This is a genomic window from Variovorax sp. GW458-11-26-14-LB1, from assembly GCF_059423965.1.
This window is the reverse complement of the sequence record NZ_JBWKYW010000002.1, coordinates 132,527-150,870: the sequence shown is the minus strand read 5'-3', so window position 1 is coordinate 150,870 and position 18,344 is coordinate 132,527. Positions and strand designations below refer to the sequence as shown.

19 protein-coding genes are annotated in these 18,344 nt (G+C 68.5%); 10 read left to right on the top strand and 9 right to left on the bottom strand.

Features of this window, described 5'->3' with window-relative positions; genetic code table 11:
- The first annotated feature begins 3 nt into the window (after positions 1–3).
- The 7 genes from AC07YS_RS02100 (at position 4) to AC07YS_RS02070 (ending at position 6,865) form a co-directional block, all read left to right on the top strand.
- Entirely contained in the window at positions 4–1,035 is a 1,032-nt protein-coding gene (locus tag AC07YS_RS02100; RefSeq protein ID WP_495267033.1) for a branched-chain amino acid ABC transporter permease, read from the top strand.
- Positions 1,025–2,041: a phosphotransferase family protein gene (locus tag AC07YS_RS02095; protein ID WP_495267034.1), complete on the top strand. Its 1,017-nt coding sequence runs from the start codon at positions 1,025–1,027 to the stop codon at positions 2,039–2,041. Before AC07YS_RS02100 ends, AC07YS_RS02095 begins: the two co-directional genes overlap by 11 nt.
- Positions 2,041–2,415: a DUF6285 domain-containing protein gene (locus tag AC07YS_RS02090; protein ID WP_495267035.1), complete on the top strand. Its 375-nt coding sequence runs from the start codon at positions 2,041–2,043 to the stop codon at positions 2,413–2,415. Before AC07YS_RS02095 ends, AC07YS_RS02090 begins: the two co-directional genes overlap by 1 nt.
- A gap of 3 nt (positions 2,416–2,418) precedes the next feature.
- The gene (locus tag AC07YS_RS02085) at positions 2,419–3,702 is read left to right on the top strand and encodes an acyl-CoA dehydrogenase family protein (protein ID WP_495267036.1); all 1,284 of its coding nucleotides are present in this window, start codon (positions 2,419–2,421) and stop codon (positions 3,700–3,702) included.
- A gap of 70 nt (positions 3,703–3,772) precedes the next feature.
- Positions 3,773–4,990: an ABC transporter substrate-binding protein gene (locus AC07YS_RS02080; RefSeq protein WP_495267037.1), complete on the top strand. Its 1,218-nt coding sequence runs from the start codon at positions 3,773–3,775 to the stop codon at positions 4,988–4,990.
- A gap of 37 nt (positions 4,991–5,027) precedes the next feature.
- Positions 5,028–5,837, top strand: a complete 810-nt coding sequence (locus AC07YS_RS02075) for an enoyl-CoA hydratase-related protein (RefSeq protein ID WP_495267038.1) — start codon at positions 5,028–5,030, stop codon at positions 5,835–5,837.
- On the top strand, positions 5,834–6,865 hold the full coding sequence (locus AC07YS_RS02070) for a phosphotransferase family protein (RefSeq protein WP_495267039.1): 1,032 nt from the start codon (positions 5,834–5,836) through the stop codon (positions 6,863–6,865). Before AC07YS_RS02075 ends, AC07YS_RS02070 begins: the two co-directional genes overlap by 4 nt.
- Positions 6,866–6,907: 42 nt before the next feature.
- On the opposite strand, the gene AC07YS_RS02065 is transcribed toward AC07YS_RS02070, so the two are convergent.
- The 5 genes from AC07YS_RS02065 to AC07YS_RS02045 all read right to left on the bottom strand — a co-directional run bounded on the left by AC07YS_RS02065 (position 6,908) and on the right by AC07YS_RS02045 (position 10,523).
- Positions 6,908–7,300, bottom strand: a complete 393-nt coding sequence (locus tag AC07YS_RS02065; RefSeq protein ID WP_495267040.1) for a VOC family protein — start codon at positions 7,298–7,300, stop codon at positions 6,908–6,910.
- Positions 7,301–7,321: 21 nt separating this feature from the next.
- Complete coding sequence (locus AC07YS_RS02060) at positions 7,322–7,771, bottom strand: helix-turn-helix domain-containing protein (protein WP_070062806.1); 450 nt, start codon at positions 7,769–7,771, stop codon at positions 7,322–7,324.
- A 689-nt stretch (positions 7,772–8,460) separates the two neighbouring features.
- Complete coding sequence (locus AC07YS_RS02055; protein ID WP_495267041.1) at positions 8,461–8,946, bottom strand: DUF2846 domain-containing protein; 486 nt, start codon at positions 8,944–8,946, stop codon at positions 8,461–8,463.
- A gap of 311 nt (positions 8,947–9,257) precedes the next feature.
- A complete protein-coding gene (locus AC07YS_RS02050) occupies positions 9,258–9,917 on the bottom strand; it encodes a hypothetical protein (protein ID WP_495267042.1) in 660 nt (219 codons plus the stop codon).
- A 285-nt stretch (positions 9,918–10,202) separates the two neighbouring features.
- Positions 10,203–10,523, bottom strand: a complete 321-nt coding sequence (locus tag AC07YS_RS02045; protein WP_495267043.1) for a hypothetical protein — start codon at positions 10,521–10,523, stop codon at positions 10,203–10,205.
- 380 nt (positions 10,524–10,903) lie between these two features.
- Here AC07YS_RS02045 and AC07YS_RS02040 point away from each other — a divergent pair, with 380 nt between their 5' ends.
- A complete protein-coding gene (locus tag AC07YS_RS02040) occupies positions 10,904–11,131 on the top strand; it encodes a hypothetical protein (protein ID WP_495267044.1) in 228 nt (75 codons plus the stop codon).
- A 22-nt stretch (positions 11,132–11,153) separates the two neighbouring features.
- Here AC07YS_RS02040 and AC07YS_RS02035 read toward each other — a convergent pair whose 3' ends face one another.
- From AC07YS_RS02035 to AC07YS_RS02020, 4 genes are all read right to left on the bottom strand, one after another.
- Entirely contained in the window at positions 11,154–12,107 is a 954-nt protein-coding gene (locus AC07YS_RS02035; protein ID WP_495267045.1) for a DMT family transporter, read from the bottom strand.
- A gap of 35 nt (positions 12,108–12,142) precedes the next feature.
- Positions 12,143–12,964: a helix-turn-helix transcriptional regulator gene (locus tag AC07YS_RS02030; RefSeq protein ID WP_495267046.1), complete on the bottom strand. Its 822-nt coding sequence runs from the start codon at positions 12,962–12,964 to the stop codon at positions 12,143–12,145.
- A gap of 28 nt (positions 12,965–12,992) precedes the next feature.
- Complete coding sequence (locus AC07YS_RS02025) at positions 12,993–13,358, bottom strand: hypothetical protein (RefSeq protein ID WP_354344656.1); 366 nt, start codon at positions 13,356–13,358, stop codon at positions 12,993–12,995.
- An 87-nt stretch (positions 13,359–13,445) separates the two neighbouring features.
- Positions 13,446–14,999: a long-chain-fatty-acid--CoA ligase gene (locus AC07YS_RS02020; protein WP_495267047.1), complete on the bottom strand. Its 1,554-nt coding sequence runs from the start codon at positions 14,997–14,999 to the stop codon at positions 13,446–13,448.
- A gap of 201 nt (positions 15,000–15,200) precedes the next feature.
- On the opposite strand from AC07YS_RS02020, the gene AC07YS_RS02015 reads away from it, so the two are divergent.
- Positions 15,201–16,193 carry a tripartite tricarboxylate transporter substrate binding protein gene (locus AC07YS_RS02015; protein WP_495267048.1) on the top strand — a complete coding sequence of 331 codons (993 nt, stop codon included), beginning with the start codon at positions 15,201–15,203 and terminating at the stop codon, positions 16,191–16,193.
- A gap of 20 nt (positions 16,194–16,213) precedes the next feature.
- Positions 16,214–18,334: an acetate--CoA ligase family protein gene (locus AC07YS_RS02010; RefSeq protein WP_495267049.1), complete on the top strand. Its 2,121-nt coding sequence runs from the start codon at positions 16,214–16,216 to the stop codon at positions 18,332–18,334.
- Positions 18,335–18,344: the final 10 nt, after the last annotated feature.

The following is an 18,344-nucleotide window of genomic DNA, read 5'->3' as shown; positions in this document are numbered from 1 at the left end:
CGCATGAACTCTCCCCAAGCTTCCTCCCTGCCGACCGCCATGGCACCGCTCGCCGGGGCGGCCGATGCACGCGCCAGCGCCAAGCCCTCGCGCTCGCCGCTCATGTGGGTCGGCCTGCTGATCGTGCTGGCCATCGGCATCACCTTCGTGGCGCGCGGCTACCAGCTGTTCCAGGCGACCATGGTGATCTCGTATGCCATTGCGCTGCTGGGCCTGAACATCCTCACGGGCTACAACGGGCAGATTTCGCTGGGCCACGGCGCCTTCTATGCCATTGGCGCCTACACCACCGGCATCCTCATGGAGCATGCGGGCGTGCCGTACTGGCTCACGGTGCCGGCGGCGGCCGTGGTGTGCCTGATCGTCGGCTACCTGTTCGGGCGGCCCGCGCTCAAGCTCGAAGGGCTGTACCTGGCGCTGGCCACCTTCGCGCTCGGCGTGGCGATGCCGCAGCTGCTCAAGTACAAGCACCTCGAGGCCTGGACCGGCGGCGTGCAGGGCATCGTGCTCATGAAGCCCGCCGCGCCCTTCGGCCTGCCGCTGAACGAAGACCAGTGGCTCTACCTGTTCTCGTTGTTCGTCGCGGTCGTGATGTTCTTCATTGCCCACAACCTGCTGCAAAGCGGCAGTGGCCGGGCCATGCGCGCCATCCGCGACCACGCCATGGCCTCCGAGGCGATGGGCGTGGACAACAGCCACTACAAGGCCATGACCTTCGGCGTGTCGGCCGCGTACACCGGCGTGGGCGGCGCGCTGTCGGCCATTGCGGTGCAGTTCGTGGCGCCCGATTCGTTCACGCTCTTCCTGTCGATCTCGCTGCTGGTGGGCATCGTGGTGGGCGGCGTGGGCACGCTGTACGGCGCGATCTTCGGCGCGATCTTCATCATGTTCGTGCCCTCGCTGGCCGAGAAGGTCTCCAAGGCCGCGCCCTGGGCGGTGTACGGCGTGGTGCTGATCGCCTTCATGTTCGCGATGCCCGGCGGCGTGGTCGGGCTGCTGCGCAAGCTCCAGGCACGCTTCGCCCGTGCACGATGACGCGACGCTGATCGCGAACGCACTGCAGCGGCTGGTCAGGCGGCTCGTGCCCGATGGCCACGCAGTGCAGGCCGTGCGCCGGCTTTCGGGCGGCGCCAGCCAGCAGACCTGGGCTTTCGATGTGACGACGACCGGCGCGGGCCATGCCCGGCCGCTGGTGCTGCGCCGCGCGGCCGATGCCAGCGGCGCGCGCGCCCTGGGCACCGCGGGCCTGGCTGCGGAAGCGCAGCTCATCGAGGCCGCACGCGCAGGTGGCGTGCCCGTGCCGGGCGTGCGCCATGTGCTGCAGCCGGCCGACGGGCTCGGCGAAGGCTTCGTCATGGACCGCATCGAGGGCGAGACCCTGGGCCGCCGCATCGTGCGCGACGAACGCCTGGCCGGCGCGCGCCGCGTGCTCGCGCGCCAGTGCGGCGCGGCCATGGCGCGCATCCACCGCCTGCCCGCGCACCACCTGCCGACGCTGCGCACGGCCGCCGCGCGCGCGGAGCTCGACTTCCAGCTCGGCCTGCACCGCAGCCACGGCACCGAGCGCCCCGTGTTCGAACTCGCGTTCCGCTGGCTGCGCGCGCACGCGCCGGCCGACGTGCAAGTGCCGGTGCTCGTGCACGGTGACTTCCGCAACGGCAACCTGATGGTCGGCGAGGAGGGCCTGCGCGCCGTGCTCGACTGGGAGCTCGCGCATTTCGGCGATCCGATGGAAGACCTCGGCTGGATGTGCGTGCGCTCCTGGCGCTTCGGCCACGGCGCGCTGCCCGTGGGCGGCTTCGGCACGCGCGAGCAGCTGTTCGAGGGCTACACGGCCGAAGGCGGGCAGGTCGATGCGGAACGCGTGCGCTGGTGGGAGGTGCTGGGCACGCTCAAGTGGGGCATCGTCTGCGAAGCCATGGTGCATGCCTGGCTCAGCGGTCGCGAGCGCGATGTGGAGAAGGCCGCCATCGGCCGCCGCGCGTCGGAGGCCGAGTCGGACCTGCTGGCGCTGCTCGCCCCCGAGGGGGAGGCCGCCTGATGCAGGACCGCCCCGACATCGCCGAGCTGCTCGAGGCCGTCGCCGCCTTCCTGCGCGAGCAGGTGGTGCCGGCCACCGAAGGGCAGGTCGCCTTCCACGCGCGCGTGGCCGCGAACACGCTCGACATCGTGCGGCGCGAAGTGCAGCTCGGCCCCGTCGCGCAGGCCAGTGAGTTGATGCGACTGCACGCGCTGCTGGGCCCCGGCGCACCTGCCGACCTGGCCGAAGCCAACCGCCTGCTCTGCACCCGCATCGCCACAGGCGAACTCGACTGCGCCACCCCCGGCCTGATCGACCACCTGCGCCAGACCACACGCGACAAGCTCGCCATCGACCAGCCCGGCTATGCCGCCGGCACAAAAAAGAAGGACTGAGCCATGGACTTCGATCTGCCCCGCGACCTCGTCGATTACCTCGCCGAGCTCGACGCCTTCATCGACCGCGAGATCGCACCACTGCAGGCGCAGGACGACAACGAGCGCTTCTTCGACCACCGCCGCGAATGGGCCCGCACCGACTTCGAGAACGGCGGCCTGCCGCGCCCCGAGTGGGAAGCGTTGCTGGCCGAGGCGCGCCGCCGCGCCGACCGCGCGGGCCACCTGCGCTTTGCGCTGCCCGCCGAGTTCGGCGGGCGCGACGGCAGCAACCTCTGGATGGCCGTGATCCGCGAGCACTTTGCGGCGCGCGGCCTGGGGCTGCACAACGACCTGCAGAACGAACATTCGATCGTCGCCAACAACCCCTTCGTGCTCGCCATTCGCGATTTCGGCACGCCCGCGCAGTGCGACGAACTCATACAGGGCATGCTCGACGAGCGCGTGCGCCTCACCTTCGGTCTCACCGAGCCGCAGCATGGCTCCGATGCCACCCACATGGAAACGCGCGCCGTGCCCGAAGCACGCCACGGCCGCGCCGGCTTTCGCATCGACGGCGAAAAGATGTGGACCACTGGCATGCACACTGCCACGCACTGCGTGCTGTTCGCGCGCACCAGCGGGCGCGACGGCGACGCGCGCGGCATCAGCGCCTTGCTCGTGCCCGCGCAGGCCGAGGGCGTGAAGATCGAGGAGTACCTCTGGACCTTCAACATGCCCACCGACCACCCGCGCGTGAGCTTCACGAACGTGTGGGTGCCCGAGGACGCCGTGCTCGGCCCGCTCGACGGCGGCCTGGCCATTGCCCAGCACTTCGTGCACGAGAACCGCATCCGCCAGGCCGCGTCGAGCCTGGGCGCAGCCGACTACTGCGTGCGTGAGAGCGTGAAGTACGCGCGCGAGCGCAAGCCCTTCGGCGAGGAGCTGGCGCGCAACCAGGGCATCCAGTTTCCGCTGGTCGAGCTGGCCACGCAGGTCGAGATGCTGCGCCTGCTCATCCGCAAGACCGCGTGGCAGATGGACCAGATGCCCAAGCCGCAGGTCGAGAAGCAGCTGTCCGACAAAGTCTCGATGTGCAACTACTGGGCCAACCGCCTGGTGTGCGAGGCCGCCGACCGCGCGATGCAGGTGCACGGCGGCATCGGCTACTCGCGCCACAAGCCCTTCGAACACATCTACCGCCACCACCGTCGCTACCGCATCACCGAGGGCTCCGAAGAGATCCAGATGCGCAAGGTGGCGGGCCACCTCTTCGGCTACATGGGGCCGAACCGGGCCACGGCCTGAACCGCTTTCCGACGACGACTGACGACGCAGGCCATCCGGCCACTCAGCAACACAGAAGGAGACACGCGACATGGTTCATCCGCTTTCCCGCCGCACGGCCTTGGCCGCCGGCCTTGCCACGCTCTGCATCAGCCTGCCGGCCCTGGCCCAGAAGAAGCCCGAGGCCGGCGTGAGCGACGCCGAGATCGTGCTGGGCATGCCCATGCCGCTGTCGGGGCCCGTGTCGGGCTACTCGGTGGTCGGCAAGGTGGCCGAGGCCTACTTCAAGAAACTCAACGAGCAAGGCGGCATCCACGGGCGCAAGGTGCGCCTGTTGATCTACGACGACCAGTACTCGCCGCCCAAGACCGTCGAGGTGGCGCGCCGCCTCGTCGAGGAAGACCAGGTGCTCGCCATCTTCGGCAACCTGGGCACCGCGCCCAACATGGCGATCCAGCGCTACATGAACGCCAAGAAAGTGCCGCAGCTGTTCGTGCAGTCGGGCGCCTCGCAGTTCGACGACGCCGCCAAGTACCCGTGGACCGTGCCCTTTCTCGGCAGCTACCAGGGCGAGGGCCGCGTGTTCGCGCGCCACATCATCGACAACCGCCCCGGCGCCAAGATCGCCGTGCTCATGCAGAACGACGACCTCGGGCGCGAGGTGCTCAAGGGCCTGCAGGAAGGCCTGTCGAAGCAGGGCAAGGCCAAGATCGTGGCGCAGGCCACCTTCGAGGTGACCGACCCCACCGTCGATTCGCAGGTGGTGCAGCTCAAGTCGTCGGGCGCCGACGTGCTCGTGATGGCCGCCACCGCGCGCACCGCCGCGCAGGCCATCCGCAAGGTCGCCGACGTGGGCTGGACGCCCGACCGCTACCTCAACTTTGCCGCCGCCTCCGTGAAGATGGCCTTCGAGCCCGCGGGCGCCGACAAGGCCAAGGGCGTGGTCGCGCTCGCCGTCTACAAGGAGCCCATGAGCCCGCGCTGGAGCCGCGACCCCGAGGTGCTCGAGTACCTCGAGCTGCTCAAGACCCACGCCAGCGGCGTCGATCCGAGCAACGGCAGTGGCGTGTCGGGCTACATCGTGGCGCAACTCATGGCGCACGTGCTGCGCGAGGCCGGCGCCAACCCCACGCGCGAGAGCGTGCGCGTGGCCGCCAGCACCCTCAAGAGCCCGCGCATCTCGATGCTGCTGCCCGGCGTGGCCATGGCCAACTCGGCCGCCGACCTGCACGCCTATGCGTCGATGCAGCCCGTGCGCTTCAACGGCGTGGACCTCGACCCGGTCGGGCCCGCGCTGAACATGAAGTGAACCTCCTTTGCCTACTCACGCCCTTCGGAGCCCACCCATGAGCCAACCTGACGACCAGGACCCCCTTCTGTACGAGCGAGACGGCGACGTCGCCATCCTCAGCTTCAACATTCCCACGCGCCTCAACCCGCTCACCCAGCCGCTGCAGGAGGCCTTGCGCCAGCGGCTCGCACGGCTGCGCGACGAGGGCGAGGTGCGCGCCGTGGTTCTCACCGGCGTCGGCAAATCGTTCTGCGTGGGCGCCGACCTGGGCAGCATGGACGCCAGCGCGCCCGGCAGCCTGGGCCAGCGCACGGCCGACGCGATGGAGGCGATGTCGAACCGCCTCATCGAAGACCTGCGCAGCATGCCCTTCCCCGTGGTGAACGCCGTCAACGGCCCCGCCGCGGGCGCCGGCGTGGGCGTGGCGCTGGCCGCCGACGTCGTTCTGGTCGCGCGATCGGCCTACTTCTACCTGCCCTTCATGCCGCGCCTGGGCATCGTGCCCGACCTGGGTACGACCTGGTTCCTCGAGCGGCTCGTGGGCCGTGCGCGCGCCGTCGGCATGTCGCTGCTCGGCGAGCGCCTGTCGGGCGAACAGGCCGCGCAATGGGGCCTCGTGTGGGCCTGCGTGGACGACACCGAACTGCGCGCCCAGGCCGTGGCCGTCGCGCAGCGGCTCGCGCGCCTGCCCGCGCACGCGGCGCACGAGATCCGCGCCGTGTACGAATCGGCCGCGAGCCAGTCGCTCGTCGGCCAGATGCGCCACGAGGCCGAGCGCCAGCGCGAGCTGATCGACCGGCCCGATTTCGCCGAAGGCGTGAAAGCCTTCCTGGAGAAACGCGAGCCCGTGTTCCGCCGGCCATGAGCGCAGCTGCAGACGCCACCCCAACAGGCATCGAGTTCGACGCCGACCGCCTGCAGCGCCACCTGCGGCAGGCGCTGCCCGAGCTCGAAGGCCCGATGCGCCTGGCGCGCATCGGCGGCGGACAGTCGAACCCCACCTTCTTCGTCGACTTCGACAACCGCGCGCTGGTGCTGCGCAAGCAACCGCCCGGCGAACTGCTGCCCTCGGCCCACGCGGTCGACCGCGAGTACCGCGTGCTGCGCGCGCTGGCCGCCACCGACGTGCCCGTGCCGCGCACCGTGCTGTACTGCGACGACCGCGCCGTGGTGGGCACGCCCTTCTACGTCATGGAGAAGCTCGAAGGCCGCGTGCTGTCGAACTACGCACTGCCCGGCATCGCACCCGCCGAGCGCCGCGCGTACTACTTCGCCATGGCCGAAACCCTGGCGCGCCTGCACGCGGTGGACCTTGCCGCCGTCGGCCTCACCGACTACGGCCGCCCCGGCAACTTCTTCCAGCGCCAGATCGCGCGCTGGACCCGCCAGTGGGAAGCCTCGCGCACGCGCGAAGACGCCAACATCGAGCGCCTCATCGCCTGGCTGCCGGCCAACCTGCCACCGGGCGACCAGACCACCATTGCGCACGGCGACTTCCGTTTCGGCAACCTCATGTTCCACCCCACCGAGCCGCACGTGATCGCCGTGCTCGACTGGGAGCTGTCGACCCTGGGCCACCCGCTGGCCGACGTGGCCTACAACTGCATGGCCTGGCACACCGGCGCCGACGAGTTCGAAGGCATGCAGGGCATCGACCTCGCGGCCGAAGGCATTCCCACGCAGGCCGAGTACATCGCCCACTACCAGCAGGCCGGCGGCTGCGCCGAGCCGGTGACCAACTTCCACCTGGCGTTCTCGCTGTTCCGTTTTGCCGTGATCCTCGAGGGCATCGCCGCGCGTGCGAAGAGCGGCAGCGCGGCGGCGGCCGATGCGGTGCAGGTGGGCGCGCAGGCCGCGGGGTTTGCGCGGCGGGCGGTGGCGTTGATCGATTAGCCGGCCGCTGACCGGCTGGCGCGGGGCAGGGAAGGGCGCCCGTCACCCGCCGATGGGCGAGCACAACTCGACCAGCGTGCCGTCGGGACAGCGCACGTACGAGACCACCTGTCCCCAGGGCTTGGTCACCGGTGCCGACAGCTGCGAGGCGCCGGCCGCGATTGCACGGCTGTGCGCGGCGGGAACGTCGGGCGTCACGAGGCCCAGCTCCATGCCCAGCGGTTGCGCGGATTCCGAAGCGGCGACATGCCCGCCCGGAAAGTTGGAATCACCGAGCGCGTGCGCGGCGAACGCCAGCGTGGTCTCGCCAGTTTCAAGCTCGCCATAAGTGCCCGATTCATGCAGGAAGCGCGTGGGCAGTCCGAAGGCTTGCTCGAAGAACTTCAGCGATTGGGCGACGTCGGGAACGTAGACGATGGTATAGCCGAGTTTCATGGGCGAGGGCGCGTTGCTTACTTACTGTGCTTCCAGCCGCTCGGCAATCTCGCGCGCCCCGAGTTCCCGCACCGTGGCCAGTCGCTCCAGCTGCGCCGCACGCGGGCGCGCCTTGCCTTGTTCCCAGTGATAGATCGTCTGGCCCGACACGCCGACCAGCTGCCCATAAATCGCCGCGGACAGCCCGAGCTTGGCGCGGTGCGCGGCCAGCCGGTTGGCGCTGAAGCGGCGCTTCGGGCCGCCTGCGTCGGCGTCGTCACCCGCAGCACCGGCGGCGGCCGGCGCCTGGCGCGCGGAGCCCTTGGCGACCTTGCGCAATTCCTTTTCAAGCGCGCTCACCTGACGGCGCAAGTCGGCAATCGATGCCCGGTGCGCGACGGAGGCCTTCTTGAGGGTTTCGATTTCCGCTCGCACTTCCTTGCGAGCGACACGGGAGATTTCGGCTTTGAGGATGGAGGCGATGTTTGGCATGGGGGGATTGTGCTCAATTTGGGGGCACAAATGGAGGGGGTGTGCTGTAGGCGGATGCCGTCGTTTATGGGGCAACAGATGTTTGAGCCTCGATGAGCTACGAATTTCTTCGTTGAACTCCGAATCCCCGCTCTCGATGGCTGCTTGCCACGGCGTTTTGCCAAACCTGTGCTTATCAGGTTGAGAGGCTTTGTGCGAGCATTCGGGATAGCACTATCGGCCAGAACCTGTCATTCACAATTGAGGAGCGACCTGCCCAAGCCTGTTAGCAGCCTTCACTGGGGGAAATCGTTGCGATCTCGTGGTCGGCCTTGGTCACAACGTGGGCGGGCGCAGCTTGCTCGCGAAGCGTCACGCATGTTCCGATAAGCAGTTGCCCCTCAGCCACCTTCTTTACCTCGGTGCCGTCAAGCAGTCGCACCGTGTACAAGCGCCACGGTGTAGCTACCGGCGTAGACGATGGTATTGGGATCACGAATGCGACTGCCACATTGACTCGATGACGTTGGAGCGTCGCCTCATTCAAGGCGACAACCTCAAGAACACGACCTTTGCCAATCAACTTTGGGGGCACTGCCGTTGCGCAACCTGATACCAGGGTGGTCAACAGAACAACGGTAGCGAATGTCTTCAAGTGCATGCTTGACTTCGAAGGGGTTCCATTCGGAAATAGATACCAGTGACTGCGTTCAATCCAGCCCTTGGGTTTGTTTCAGCTCTATGAGGGCGATATTTGGAGGAATGCTGTCAAGAGAACTAGCAAATTTGTGCTTGAAGGCGAGCGACCCGTATATATGCTCAGAGCTTTGATGTTCGATGGTGTACCTGTAGAAGAGTGTCTTCCCAGGTTCAACACTGAAGTTAATTGCTGCCGGCCCGTAGCCTTTAACCTCCAACGTGTGATCACCAGGCGTGAGCTCGCGCCTAAAGTACCCGCCGTTCTTCAGCACCGCAATCTGGACGCCATCGACCAGCACCGGCTGCCTTGATGCGCCAGCCCCAAACGCGGTCATCCGATAAACATAGATCGCGCCCTGGTTTGGATTCGGAGCCGAAGGTTCGGTGAACGCCGGTCCGTAGGCGCCACAAGCACCAAGTATCAGAGGCAAGGCTACGACCACTGCAAGGCGACCCAAGAGGGTGCGCGAGTCAGTGCGCTTGAGCATTTTTCCCATCTTCATTTTTTAATTGAGACCTTATTGTTAGTAGGAGGTCTGACGGTGTGAAAGCTACCTGCAGTTCTGATCAAATTCAGCGCTCCACCCATCCACGAGGCGCAGCAATGTTATCCGACCTCCAATGCGCATGCCCAACCTGCCTGGTGACGGCGAACCGCTACGCTACTGGCCCGGAGGACGACTTAGCATGCGACCATTCGAGAATTAAACGGACCAGGCCAATCGTGGCAATTGACGGCTATTGAGCGCAAGCTACTTCTGCTTTGGGCCCATAGCGGCAGTACACATTGCCACAGAGCAGTCGTTCACTAAGCAGCTCGTGATGCCGAAGATGCAGTGGCTTGCGGTTGATTTTTGTCGCATTCCATCAGTTTTTTCTCTGCTGGAAGCATTCCCGCTGGGAGCGATACCCAGCCCGTCTCCTTCACAGGGGTGCGTGAGACTTTTCCTTCATCGATCGAGAGTAAGCTGAGCGTTATGGTGCACCTACCACCCGCTGCCATCTTGATCGACAACTCATATTCTTCGCCAGGCTTTGGGGAAAAGACCGGCACTGCGCAGACGCCTGCCTGGGCTTTCTGAATAGCCCCTTGCGTAGCCGGATTCATCGAGAAGAGGATTGTTGCTGCATCGAACAGCGCAACGGTCATCCACGGCATGACCGCCATCGGACGATCTGGTGCAACTCGCCTCTCAAGGACGCCATCTCGCGGCATCGTAGTGTCGAGCATGCCCAATCGTGCCGTATCAACCCTTGCGCCTCCGCTAACCCAGCCGATATCGGCGGCGGGCTTGCATGCAGTTAGATCGACCGTTGCAAGACGAAGCGCAAACTGCTCCGGATTGGGAACGACCACGCGCAACTTGGCTGCACTTTCTCCCTCGGGTTGCTGATAGTCCGGGATGGAGGAGCATCCAGCGGAAAGCGCTGCAACACAGCACAACGCAAGTCGATATCGAACGGGCATGGGATGGATCGAACTATTTCAAAAGGGGATCAAGTACTTCAAACGCGCGTTGCTTTGAGTGTCGATTCGTCAGCATCGGAGGCACTGCTCGCACTAAGAAGATTGTGGCTGAGACTGATCCCTGGTTCGAATGCTTAATGTTGGCCGGATTCTGCCTTCCCAACTCGAAATGCGATATGCCCGTTTCCATTGTTGAGTGCTAGATTTTGACCAGCCGAACAGGTGTGCCTCGCCTTAAAGATTTGGGCCATCTCGCTGGAGATTCCATGTTGGGGGCGAAGCGGCTTATCGCACACCGCCTTCACCAAGCGCCGCACGCAGTGCCTGAGTCGTGGCATCAGCGGCCTCGATCCGCCGCTGCAGCTCCTCATTCACCAACCGCACCAACGCCCCCAACTCCGTCCGTGTCGGAAAGACTTCTTCCGTATCCCCCACACGCTGCGGAACGATGAGCTTTTCAATACACGCGTAGGCGCGTTGCACCGCATGCAGACTGTCGACGTCATCACACGCCTGCAGCGCGAGCGATTCGGCACTGGCGGTTTCAGAAGATGGAGAAAGCGAAGACGCGTGCGCGCACGCGCGGGGAGATGCAGATGCAGCCATGAATGGCCTCCAAGGGTTTCGATTTACTGAAACCGACGCACCCAACGCCAATTGAGGGCGGCAGCTCGACGGGTTGGCGTACCGGGAAACCACTTGCGTGAAACCGGCCGGGCTCGCGCCCGCCCATCGAGCCGCCTAAACAGGAAGCACGAACGACAAAGCCGCAGACCCTGCGGGGTGGCTGCGGCTTTACGTCGCAGTGATTTCATCGGGACGCCAATCCCGATCACGCCATGTTGATGACGTGACCGGCGCAGTATAGCCATGGCCAACGCGAGACGTTCGAGGGCGGATTCGCAGGCCTGCCGACCTATCATCCGGCCCTGTCGGGCCTCAACCCTCAGCGCACGGCATCGTCATCTTTCATCCGCAGAGCAGACATGAAAAACGAGAAATGGGAAACCACCATCCTGAGCGAAACGGCGCACGAACACCTCGTCGCGGAACTGAGTTTCGATGGCCAGTTCTTGCTGCTGCTCGACCGCGAGGAAGGCCGGGACCAGCTCTGCGTTGCGTTCCCCGCGAAAGACGGAAGCCTGGGCTCACGCGTTCCTCTTCCTGACTTCATCGCGCAACTGAACGCCGCTGCAGCCGATCTGTGCCGCTAGCGCACGGAGGCGTCACACCACCTCACGGCGTCGTCGCATTCTCCCCTGGGGTCTTGCGTTCGCTGTCGCGTGGCGCCGGCACCGGCCACCGCAGCGCGCCGCTCGCGAGCACGACGCCGGGCACCACGAACGACAGCGCCAGCAACGCGGGGCGCGTGACGGGCTCGTTCATCCACCACGCCGCGCCGAGCGTGGTCAGCACGGGCACGAGCGCGGACGACAGCGCGGCGCGTGCGGCGCCCAGCCGCGTGATCGCCACGCCGTAGACCACCAGACCCAGCAGGCCGGCGACCACGCCTTGCCCTGCGGCCTGCATCGCGATGTCGGTCCATGGCGCGGCGAACAGTCGCGGCGGGCCGGCGAGCCACAGCAGCGGCAACAGCAGCAGGGTCGATGCGCCGTTGACGAAGGCCGCGCCCTGCCATGCGCTCATGCCGCAGCGGCCGAAGGCCAGGGAGTAGACGGTCCACAGCAGGGCCGCCAGCAGAAAGAGCAGGTCGCCGCGCCAGTGCTGTTGCCGCAAGCCCTCGCCGAAGCTGCCCGCCGCGAACACGGCCATGCCGACGGCGATGCCGGCCAGCCCGAGCAGGCGCAGGCCGTGCACGCGCTCGCCCCGGTAGACCCACGCGCCCAGCGCGGTGAACAGCGGCAGGCTGCCGGCCATGAAGATGCCCATGTGGCTGGCGGGCGCCCATTGCGCACCGGCCAGCACCAGCAGGCCGAAGGGCAGGCCGCTGCCGACGACGAGCAGCACGAGCGCGCCGCGCGACGCACCCGGCGGCACCAGCCTGCCGCGCAGCCACAGCGGGCTGAGCAGCAGCGCGGGAATGCCGTAGCGCAGCAGCGCGAGGTCCATCGGCCCGAGCGCGGTGGCGGTCACGCCGTGGCGCGACAGCAGCTGCCAGGCGCTGCCGATGAGGGCGGCGGCCAGCGCGGCGAGCGCGCCGGTCCAGAGGGTGCGAGGCGATGTCGTCATCGGGCCAGTCTGTGGCCCGGCCGGCGCGAAAGCTATCAGATTCGTGCGCCTGCTGCGCCCGCCGGCCCGAGCACGCGGCGGGCCTCGCCGAGCGTGACGCCCACGCCGCGCCGGAACACGGCGCCCAGGTGGCTCTGGCTGCAGTAGCCCAGGTCGTGCGCGAGCCCGGCCAGGTCGCGCTCGCCGTCGGCCAGCCGCTCCATCGCCGCCGCCAGCCGCAGGTGCTGGCGGTACTGGTGCAGGCTCAGGCCGGTCTGCTGGCGAAAGCGCCGCGCCAGGTGAAAGGGCGAGCGCGACACGGCCTCGGCCAGTTCGTCCAGCGAGAGAGCAGGCCGCGCGCCCGGGCCGCTGCCTTCGGACAGCAGCAGCTGCCGTGCGCGCGCGACGGCGCCATGCCAGGGCGCCTGGTGCGGCGCGCTGCCCAGCTCGGCGACGAGCGCGGCCACCAGGGCCGCGGCCTGTGCGCCGTCGGTGTCCGGCAGCTGGCGCCGTGCCGCGTGCATGCGGTACAGCGCCAGCGGCGTCAGCAGGCAGACGCTCACGCCCGCCGCGCTTTCACCGTGGGCCGGACTCACCGACACCTGGCCGCTGACCACGAGGCTGTGCCGCACGGTCGCGGTCTCGGGCCGCAGCCGGTAGGCGGTGGCATCGCCGAAGCGGATGGCGGTGAGCGCGTCGGTCAGCCAGGTGTGATCGCCCGAGCGCACGTCGAGCCGCGTGCGGCCGATGGGGAAGACGACGCGCGGCGAGGCCACGGTGTACAGGTCGCTCCACGCCGGCCCCTGCGGCGCGTGCAGGCGCACATGCGCCACCTCGAACCCGCGTCCGGCATAGAGAAGGGTGCGGTCTTGCGGCATGCGAAGCGTGAACGCATGAAAGGGTGGGTCAGCCCAGCGCGGTCCAGTTGCAGCGCAGCTCGTACTGCGTGCCGCGGTAGCTGAGCGTGCCGGTCGCGCCGGCCACGCGCAGTGCCACGGCTACTTGCGGACGGTCCAGGCCGGTGCCGCGCGCGCGCATGAACTGGCGGCGATGGTCGACAAAGCGCTGCTGCAGGCTGAAGCGCTCGGTCTCGTCGGCACCGGAGGCGGTGTTCGCCACGATCAGCTCGGTCAGCTGGCCGGTCGAGAGGCTGAACTGGATCTCGACCGCGTACGGCCGGCCGTCGCACTGCAGGCTGCCGTTCGCAAAGGCGGGCGACAGGCCAAGGAGCAGAAAGCAGGGCAGGGCGAGAGCGAGGAGGCGGCGGTGCATGTCGCAGTGGGTGCAGGTGGCGGCCCGCCACCATACCCCAAGCAGGTGAAACACACCCGTACACACCCAGACACACCCGCCGGCGCGTCACCCCACCTTGCGCGTGCGCCCTTCCCAGTGCGGCTCGCGCAGCTTGTACTTGAGCATCTTCCCCGCCGGCGACAGCGGAATCTCTTCGCGAAACTCCACGCTGCGCGGGCACTTGTAGCCGGCGATCAGCGTCTTGCAGTGCGCCACCAGCGTCTCGGCGCTCAAGGCTTCGCCGGCGCGCAGCACGACCACGGCATGCACGCGCTCGCCCCACTGGTCGTCGGGCACGCCGACCACGGCGCACATCGACACCTGCGGCAGCTGCGTGATGGCGTTCTCGACCTCGGCCGAGTAGATGTTCTCGCCGCCGCTCACGATCATGTCCTTGAGCCGGTCGACCACGTAGACGAAACCGTCGGCGTCCATCACGCCGCCGTCGCCGGTGTGCATCCAGCCGCCCCGCAGCACCTCGGCGGTCTGCTCGAGCTTGTTCCAGTAGCCGGCCATCACCATCGGCCCGCGCGCGGCGATCTCGCCGACGGTGCCGTTCGGCACGGGCTGGCCCTCGGCATCGACGATGCGCACTTCGGCGATGGGCACGGGCCGCCCGGCCGAGCGGCGGCGCGCGGCCGGCTGGTCGGGCTGGTGGCACCACGTGGGCAGCACGGTGACCACGGGCGACAGCTCGGTCATGCCGTAGAGCTGGCAGAAGCCCGCGCGCGGCAGCTTGTCGATGGCCTGCAGCAGCAGCGCGTCGTCGATGGGCGCGGCGCCGTACAGCACCAGCTGCAGCGGCGTGGTGTCGAACTCGCCGAAGCGCGGGTGCTCGATGAGCCGCTTGAGCATGGTGGGCACCATGAAGGTCTCGCTGGCGCGCTCGTTCTGGATGGCCTCGAGCACCTTCACTTCGTCGAAGGCCGGGATGATGACCTGCGTGCACAGCCGCATCATCAGCTGCAGCGTGAGGCCGGTGCCGCCCACATGGAACATGGGCGCCATGTTCAGGCCCACGGCCTCGGCGGGGCGCGTGGCGGCCATGTTGGCCGAGAGCTGGCCGGTGTAGAGGTTGCCGTGCGTGAGCATCACGCCCTTGGGCAGGCCGGTGGTGCCGCCGGTGTACATCACGGCGGCCAGGTCGGCGCCGCCGCGCCGCGCGTCGGGCACGGGTTGCGCCTGCGCCATGAGCGCCTCGGCGTCGGCCATGCCGTCGGGCGCGGGGCCGTCGCCGAAGTGCACCAGTGTCTTCAGCGAACGCGAGAGTTCGCGCTGCTGCTGCGCCACGGCGCCGAAGTGTGCGTCCGACAGCAGGATGCGCGTGTCGCAGTCGTCCAGCGAGTACGCGACCTCGCGCGCGCTCCAGCGGATGTTGACGGGGTTGATCACGCCGCCCGCCCACCAGGTGGCGTAGAGGTACTCCACGTAGCGGTCGGAGTTCAGCGCCAGCAGGCCCACGCGGTCGCCGGGTTGCAGGCCCAGCGACTGCAGCACGGCCGCCAGCCGCGCCACGCGGTCGACGAACTGGGCGAAGGTGCTGCGGCGCTCGCCGCACACGAGGGCGGTGGCGCCGGGGCGTTCCTGCAGGGCCTTGTGCAGGGGCTGGGTGAGGTCCATGGACTGCGGTCTCCGTCGGTCGGTTCGTTGTTGTGCGCCGAGTATGGAAGGGACGCGCCGCGCCGGCATCGTCGGAAGCGACGGGATCGAATGCGCCCTGGCGGCCAAAGTCGTCCGAAGCGACGGTGACCGGCACAGGGCTGCGCGCGACCATCGCCGAAGAACGAACGATTCGACTGTTCGACCGACCGGAGACAAGCCATGCATTTCTTCCCGACCGACCCGGCGCGCCGCCGCCTGATCCACGGCGCCGCGCTCGCCGCCGCGGGCACCGCGCTGCCCTTCCTGGCGCGCGCCCAGGGCCTGTTCGGCAAGCAGCCGATCACGCTGCTGGTGCCGTACCCCGCGGGCGGCGCCACCGACGTGCAGGCGCGCGCGCTGGCCCTGGCGGCCTCGCGCGAGCTGAAGCAGCAGATCGTGATCCTCAACCAGCCCGGCGTGGCCGCCACGCTGGCGCCGACCACCATGGCGCGCAAGGCCGCGCCCGACGGCTACACGCTGTCGCTCATGCTGAGTTCGCTGTACCGGCTGCCGCACCTGCAGAAGGTGAGCTACGACCCGGCCACCGACTTCACCTACGTGGCCAACGTGACGGCCGCCACGCTGGGCATCACGGTGCGCCAGGAGGCGCCGTGGAAAGACCTGAACGCGCTGCTGGCCGCGGCCAAGGCCAAGCCGGGCGAGGTGTCGTACGGCACCACGGGGCGCGGCGGCACTTCGCACGTGTCGATGGAGCGGCTGGCCGCGCTGGCCGGCGTGAAGTTCAATTTCATTCCCTTCAAGGGCGCGGCCGAGCTGTACAACGCCCTCATGGGCGGCCATGTGGACGCGGTCTCCGAGGCCGGCTTCGGCGCCGCCGTGGCGGGCGGGCGCGTGCGCCTGCTGGCCACCTTCAACGAAGCGCGCTCGCCCACGCGGCTGAACGTGCCGACCGTGAAGGAACTGGGCTACGACGTGGTGGCCAACGGCTCGTGGGGCATCGCCGGCCCGCGCGGCATGGACCCGAAGGTGGTGCAGGCGCTGCAGGAGGCCTTCCGCAAGGCCGTGGACGACCCCGAATTCCTGCGCACGCTCGACTTGAACGACTACGTCAGGTTCTACATGGACAGCCCCGCCTACACGGCCTGGGCGCACAAGACCTACGCCGACGAGAAGCGCTTCGTGAGCGACCTGCGCATCAAGCTCGACGACTGAACCCGACCTTCCTTCCCGCCATGACTTCTTCCTCTTCTTCTCTTCACTGCTTCCTCCACCCCAAGGCCATCGCCTTCGTCGGCGCCACCGAGCGCTCGGTGTGGTCCAACGCGGCGCTCGCCAGCCTGCGCACGCTGGGCTACGCGGGCCAGCTCTACCCGGTCAACCGGCGCGGCGGCAGCTTTCATGGCATGGCGGCGGCCACCTCGGCCGAGGCCATCGGCGAGCCGGTCGACACGGCGCTGCTCATGGTGCCGGCCGACGCGCTCGACGACGCGCTGGCCGACCTGCAGCGCGCGGGCATCGGCAACGCCGTGCTGCTGAGCTCGGGCTTCGCCGAAGCCGGCGAGGAAGGCCGCGAGCGCCAGCGCCAGCTCACGGCCAAGGCGCGCTCGCGCGGCCTGCGCATCCTCGGGCCGAACTGCCTGGGCTTCGTCAACTTCGTCGATCGCTCGGCCGTGTGGACCGCCTCGCTGCGCGAGCCGCTGCCGGCGGGCACGCTGGGCATCGTGTCGCAAAGCGGTGCGCTCGCGGGGCAGCTGTCGTTCATGGCGCAGGTGCACGGCATCGGCCTGAGCCGCATGGTGTCGACCGGCAACGAGTCGGACATCGACATCGCCGAGGTCATCGACTACCTGGTGGACGACGAGCACACGCGTTCCATCGCCGTGTTCGCCGAGACCGTGCGCGACCCGCAGCGCTTTGCCGCCGCGGCCGAGCGCGCGCTGGCCGTGGCCAAGCCCATCGTCGTGCTGAAGATGGGCAGCAGCGAGATCACGGCGCAGGCCGCGCAGGCCCACACCGGCTCGCTGGTGGGCGACGACCGCGTGTTCGACGCCATGTGCCAGCGCCTGGGCCTGATGCGCGTGCGCTCCATCGAAGACCTGGTGTTCACCGCCGCGTTCGCGAGCATGACTGGGCCCTTCGCGGCCGGCGGGCTGGCGGCCGTGTCGATGTCGGGCGGCATGTGCGAGATCTTTGCCGAGCGCGCCGAGGAAGAAGGCCTGGTGCTCACGCCGCTCGCGCCCGCCACCGAGGCCGCGCTGCGCGAGGTGCTGCCGGGCTACGGCACGCCGCAGAACCCGCTGGACGTGACCGGCGCGGCCATGCTGCAGCCCGAGCTGTTCGGCAACGCACTCGAGGCGCTGGTGCGCGACCCCGCGCTGGGCGCTGCCATCGTCGTGGCCGACGTGCCCAACGCACCGGCCAACGACACGCCACTGAACCGCGCTGTGCTGGCACAGGTGGCGCGTGGCCTGGCCGCCAGCCCGGTGCCGGCCATCGTCTGCAGCCACTACGTGATGCAGGTGAGCGAGCGGTCGCGCGAGCTCATCGCCGAGACCGGCATCCGCCACATCGCCTGCGGCATCCACCATGCGATGAGCGCGGCGGGGGCGGTGCGCCGCTGGTCGGAAACGCTGCGCCGGCGTCAAGGCGCGCAAGGTGTCGCTGCCGCGGTGCCGGCCACGCCGCCCGCGCAGCCTTTGCGTTCGGAGCGCGAGACGCTCGAGTGGCTCTCGCAGCGCGGCGTGCCCGTGGTGCCCGTGCGGCTGTCGCGCAGCGCCGACGAGGCCGCGCGCTTCGCCGACGAGCTGGGCGGCCCGGTCGTTCTGAAGATCGCCTCGGCGCAGATCGCGCACAAGACCGAGGTCGGTGGCGTGGCGCTCAACCTGCAGGGTGCCGACGCGGTGCGTGCCGCCTGGCAGGCGATGGACGCGCGCGTGCGCGCCGCGCGGCCCGAGGCCGAGATCGACGGCATCCTCGTTGCGCCGATGCGTCAGGGCGGGCTCGAACTGTTCGTCGGCACCGTGCGCGATCCGCAGTGGGGCCCGGCGCTCGCCGTGGGGCTCGGTGGCATCTGGGTCGAGGCGCTGCGCGACACCAGCCTGCGCCTGCTGCCCGTGACGCCCGCCGAGGTGAAGGACATGCTGGCCGAGCTGCGCGGCGCGCGCCTGCTCGACGGCTGGCGCGGCGCGCCCGCGGCTGACCGCGACGCCATCGCCGAAGCCGTGGCCGCCATCGGCAACGCGGCGCTCGCGCTCGGGCCCGAGCTGGTCTCGCTCGAAGTCAACCCGCTGCGGGTGGACGGCCGCACGGTCGAGGCGCTCGATGCGCTGGCCGTGTGGGGCGCGGCCGGCTGAACGACTTTCA

Bases quoted from the DNA above. Each gene is read 5' to 3' on its own strand.
- AC07YS_RS02100 (WP_495267033.1), top strand. From the start codon at position 4: ATGAACTCTCCCCAAGCTTCCTCCCTGCCGACCGCCATGGCACCGCTC.
- AC07YS_RS02090 (WP_495267035.1), top strand. From the start codon at position 2,041: ATGCAGGACCGCCCCGACATCGCCGAGCTGCTCGAGGCCGTCGCCGCC.
- AC07YS_RS02085 (WP_495267036.1), top strand. From the start codon at position 2,419: ATGGACTTCGATCTGCCCCGCGACCTCGTCGATTACCTCGCCGAGCTC.
- AC07YS_RS02080 (WP_495267037.1), top strand. From the start codon at position 3,773: ATGGTTCATCCGCTTTCCCGCCGCACGGCCTTGGCCGCCGGCCTTGCC.
- AC07YS_RS02075 (WP_495267038.1), top strand. From the start codon at position 5,028: ATGAGCCAACCTGACGACCAGGACCCCCTTCTGTACGAGCGAGACGGC.
- AC07YS_RS02070 (WP_495267039.1), top strand. From the start codon at position 5,834: ATGAGCGCAGCTGCAGACGCCACCCCAACAGGCATCGAGTTCGACGCC.
- AC07YS_RS02065 (WP_495267040.1), bottom strand. From the start codon at position 7,300: ATGAAACTCGGCTATACCATCGTCTACGTTCCCGACGTCGCCCAATCG.
- AC07YS_RS02060 (WP_070062806.1), bottom strand. From the start codon at position 7,771: ATGCCAAACATCGCCTCCATCCTCAAAGCCGAAATCTCCCGTGTCGCT.
- AC07YS_RS02055 (WP_495267041.1), bottom strand. From the start codon at position 8,946: ATGGGAAAAATGCTCAAGCGCACTGACTCGCGCACCCTCTTGGGTCGC.
- AC07YS_RS02050 (WP_495267042.1), bottom strand. From the start codon at position 9,917: ATGCCCGTTCGATATCGACTTGCGTTGTGCTGTGTTGCAGCGCTTTCC.
- AC07YS_RS02045 (WP_495267043.1), bottom strand. From the start codon at position 10,523: ATGGCTGCATCTGCATCTCCCCGCGCGTGCGCGCACGCGTCTTCGCTT.
- AC07YS_RS02040 (WP_495267044.1), top strand. From the start codon at position 10,904: ATGAAAAACGAGAAATGGGAAACCACCATCCTGAGCGAAACGGCGCAC.
- AC07YS_RS02035 (WP_495267045.1), bottom strand. From the start codon at position 12,107: ATGACGACATCGCCTCGCACCCTCTGGACCGGCGCGCTCGCCGCGCTG.
- AC07YS_RS02030 (WP_495267046.1), bottom strand. From the start codon at position 12,964: ATGCCGCAAGACCGCACCCTTCTCTATGCCGGACGCGGGTTCGAGGTG.
- AC07YS_RS02025 (WP_354344656.1), bottom strand. From the start codon at position 13,358: ATGCACCGCCGCCTCCTCGCTCTCGCCCTGCCCTGCTTTCTGCTCCTT.
- AC07YS_RS02020 (WP_495267047.1), bottom strand. From the start codon at position 14,999: ATGGACCTCACCCAGCCCCTGCACAAGGCCCTGCAGGAACGCCCCGGC.
- AC07YS_RS02015 (WP_495267048.1), top strand. From the start codon at position 15,201: ATGCATTTCTTCCCGACCGACCCGGCGCGCCGCCGCCTGATCCACGGC.
- AC07YS_RS02010 (WP_495267049.1), top strand. From the start codon at position 16,214: ATGACTTCTTCCTCTTCTTCTCTTCACTGCTTCCTCCACCCCAAGGCC.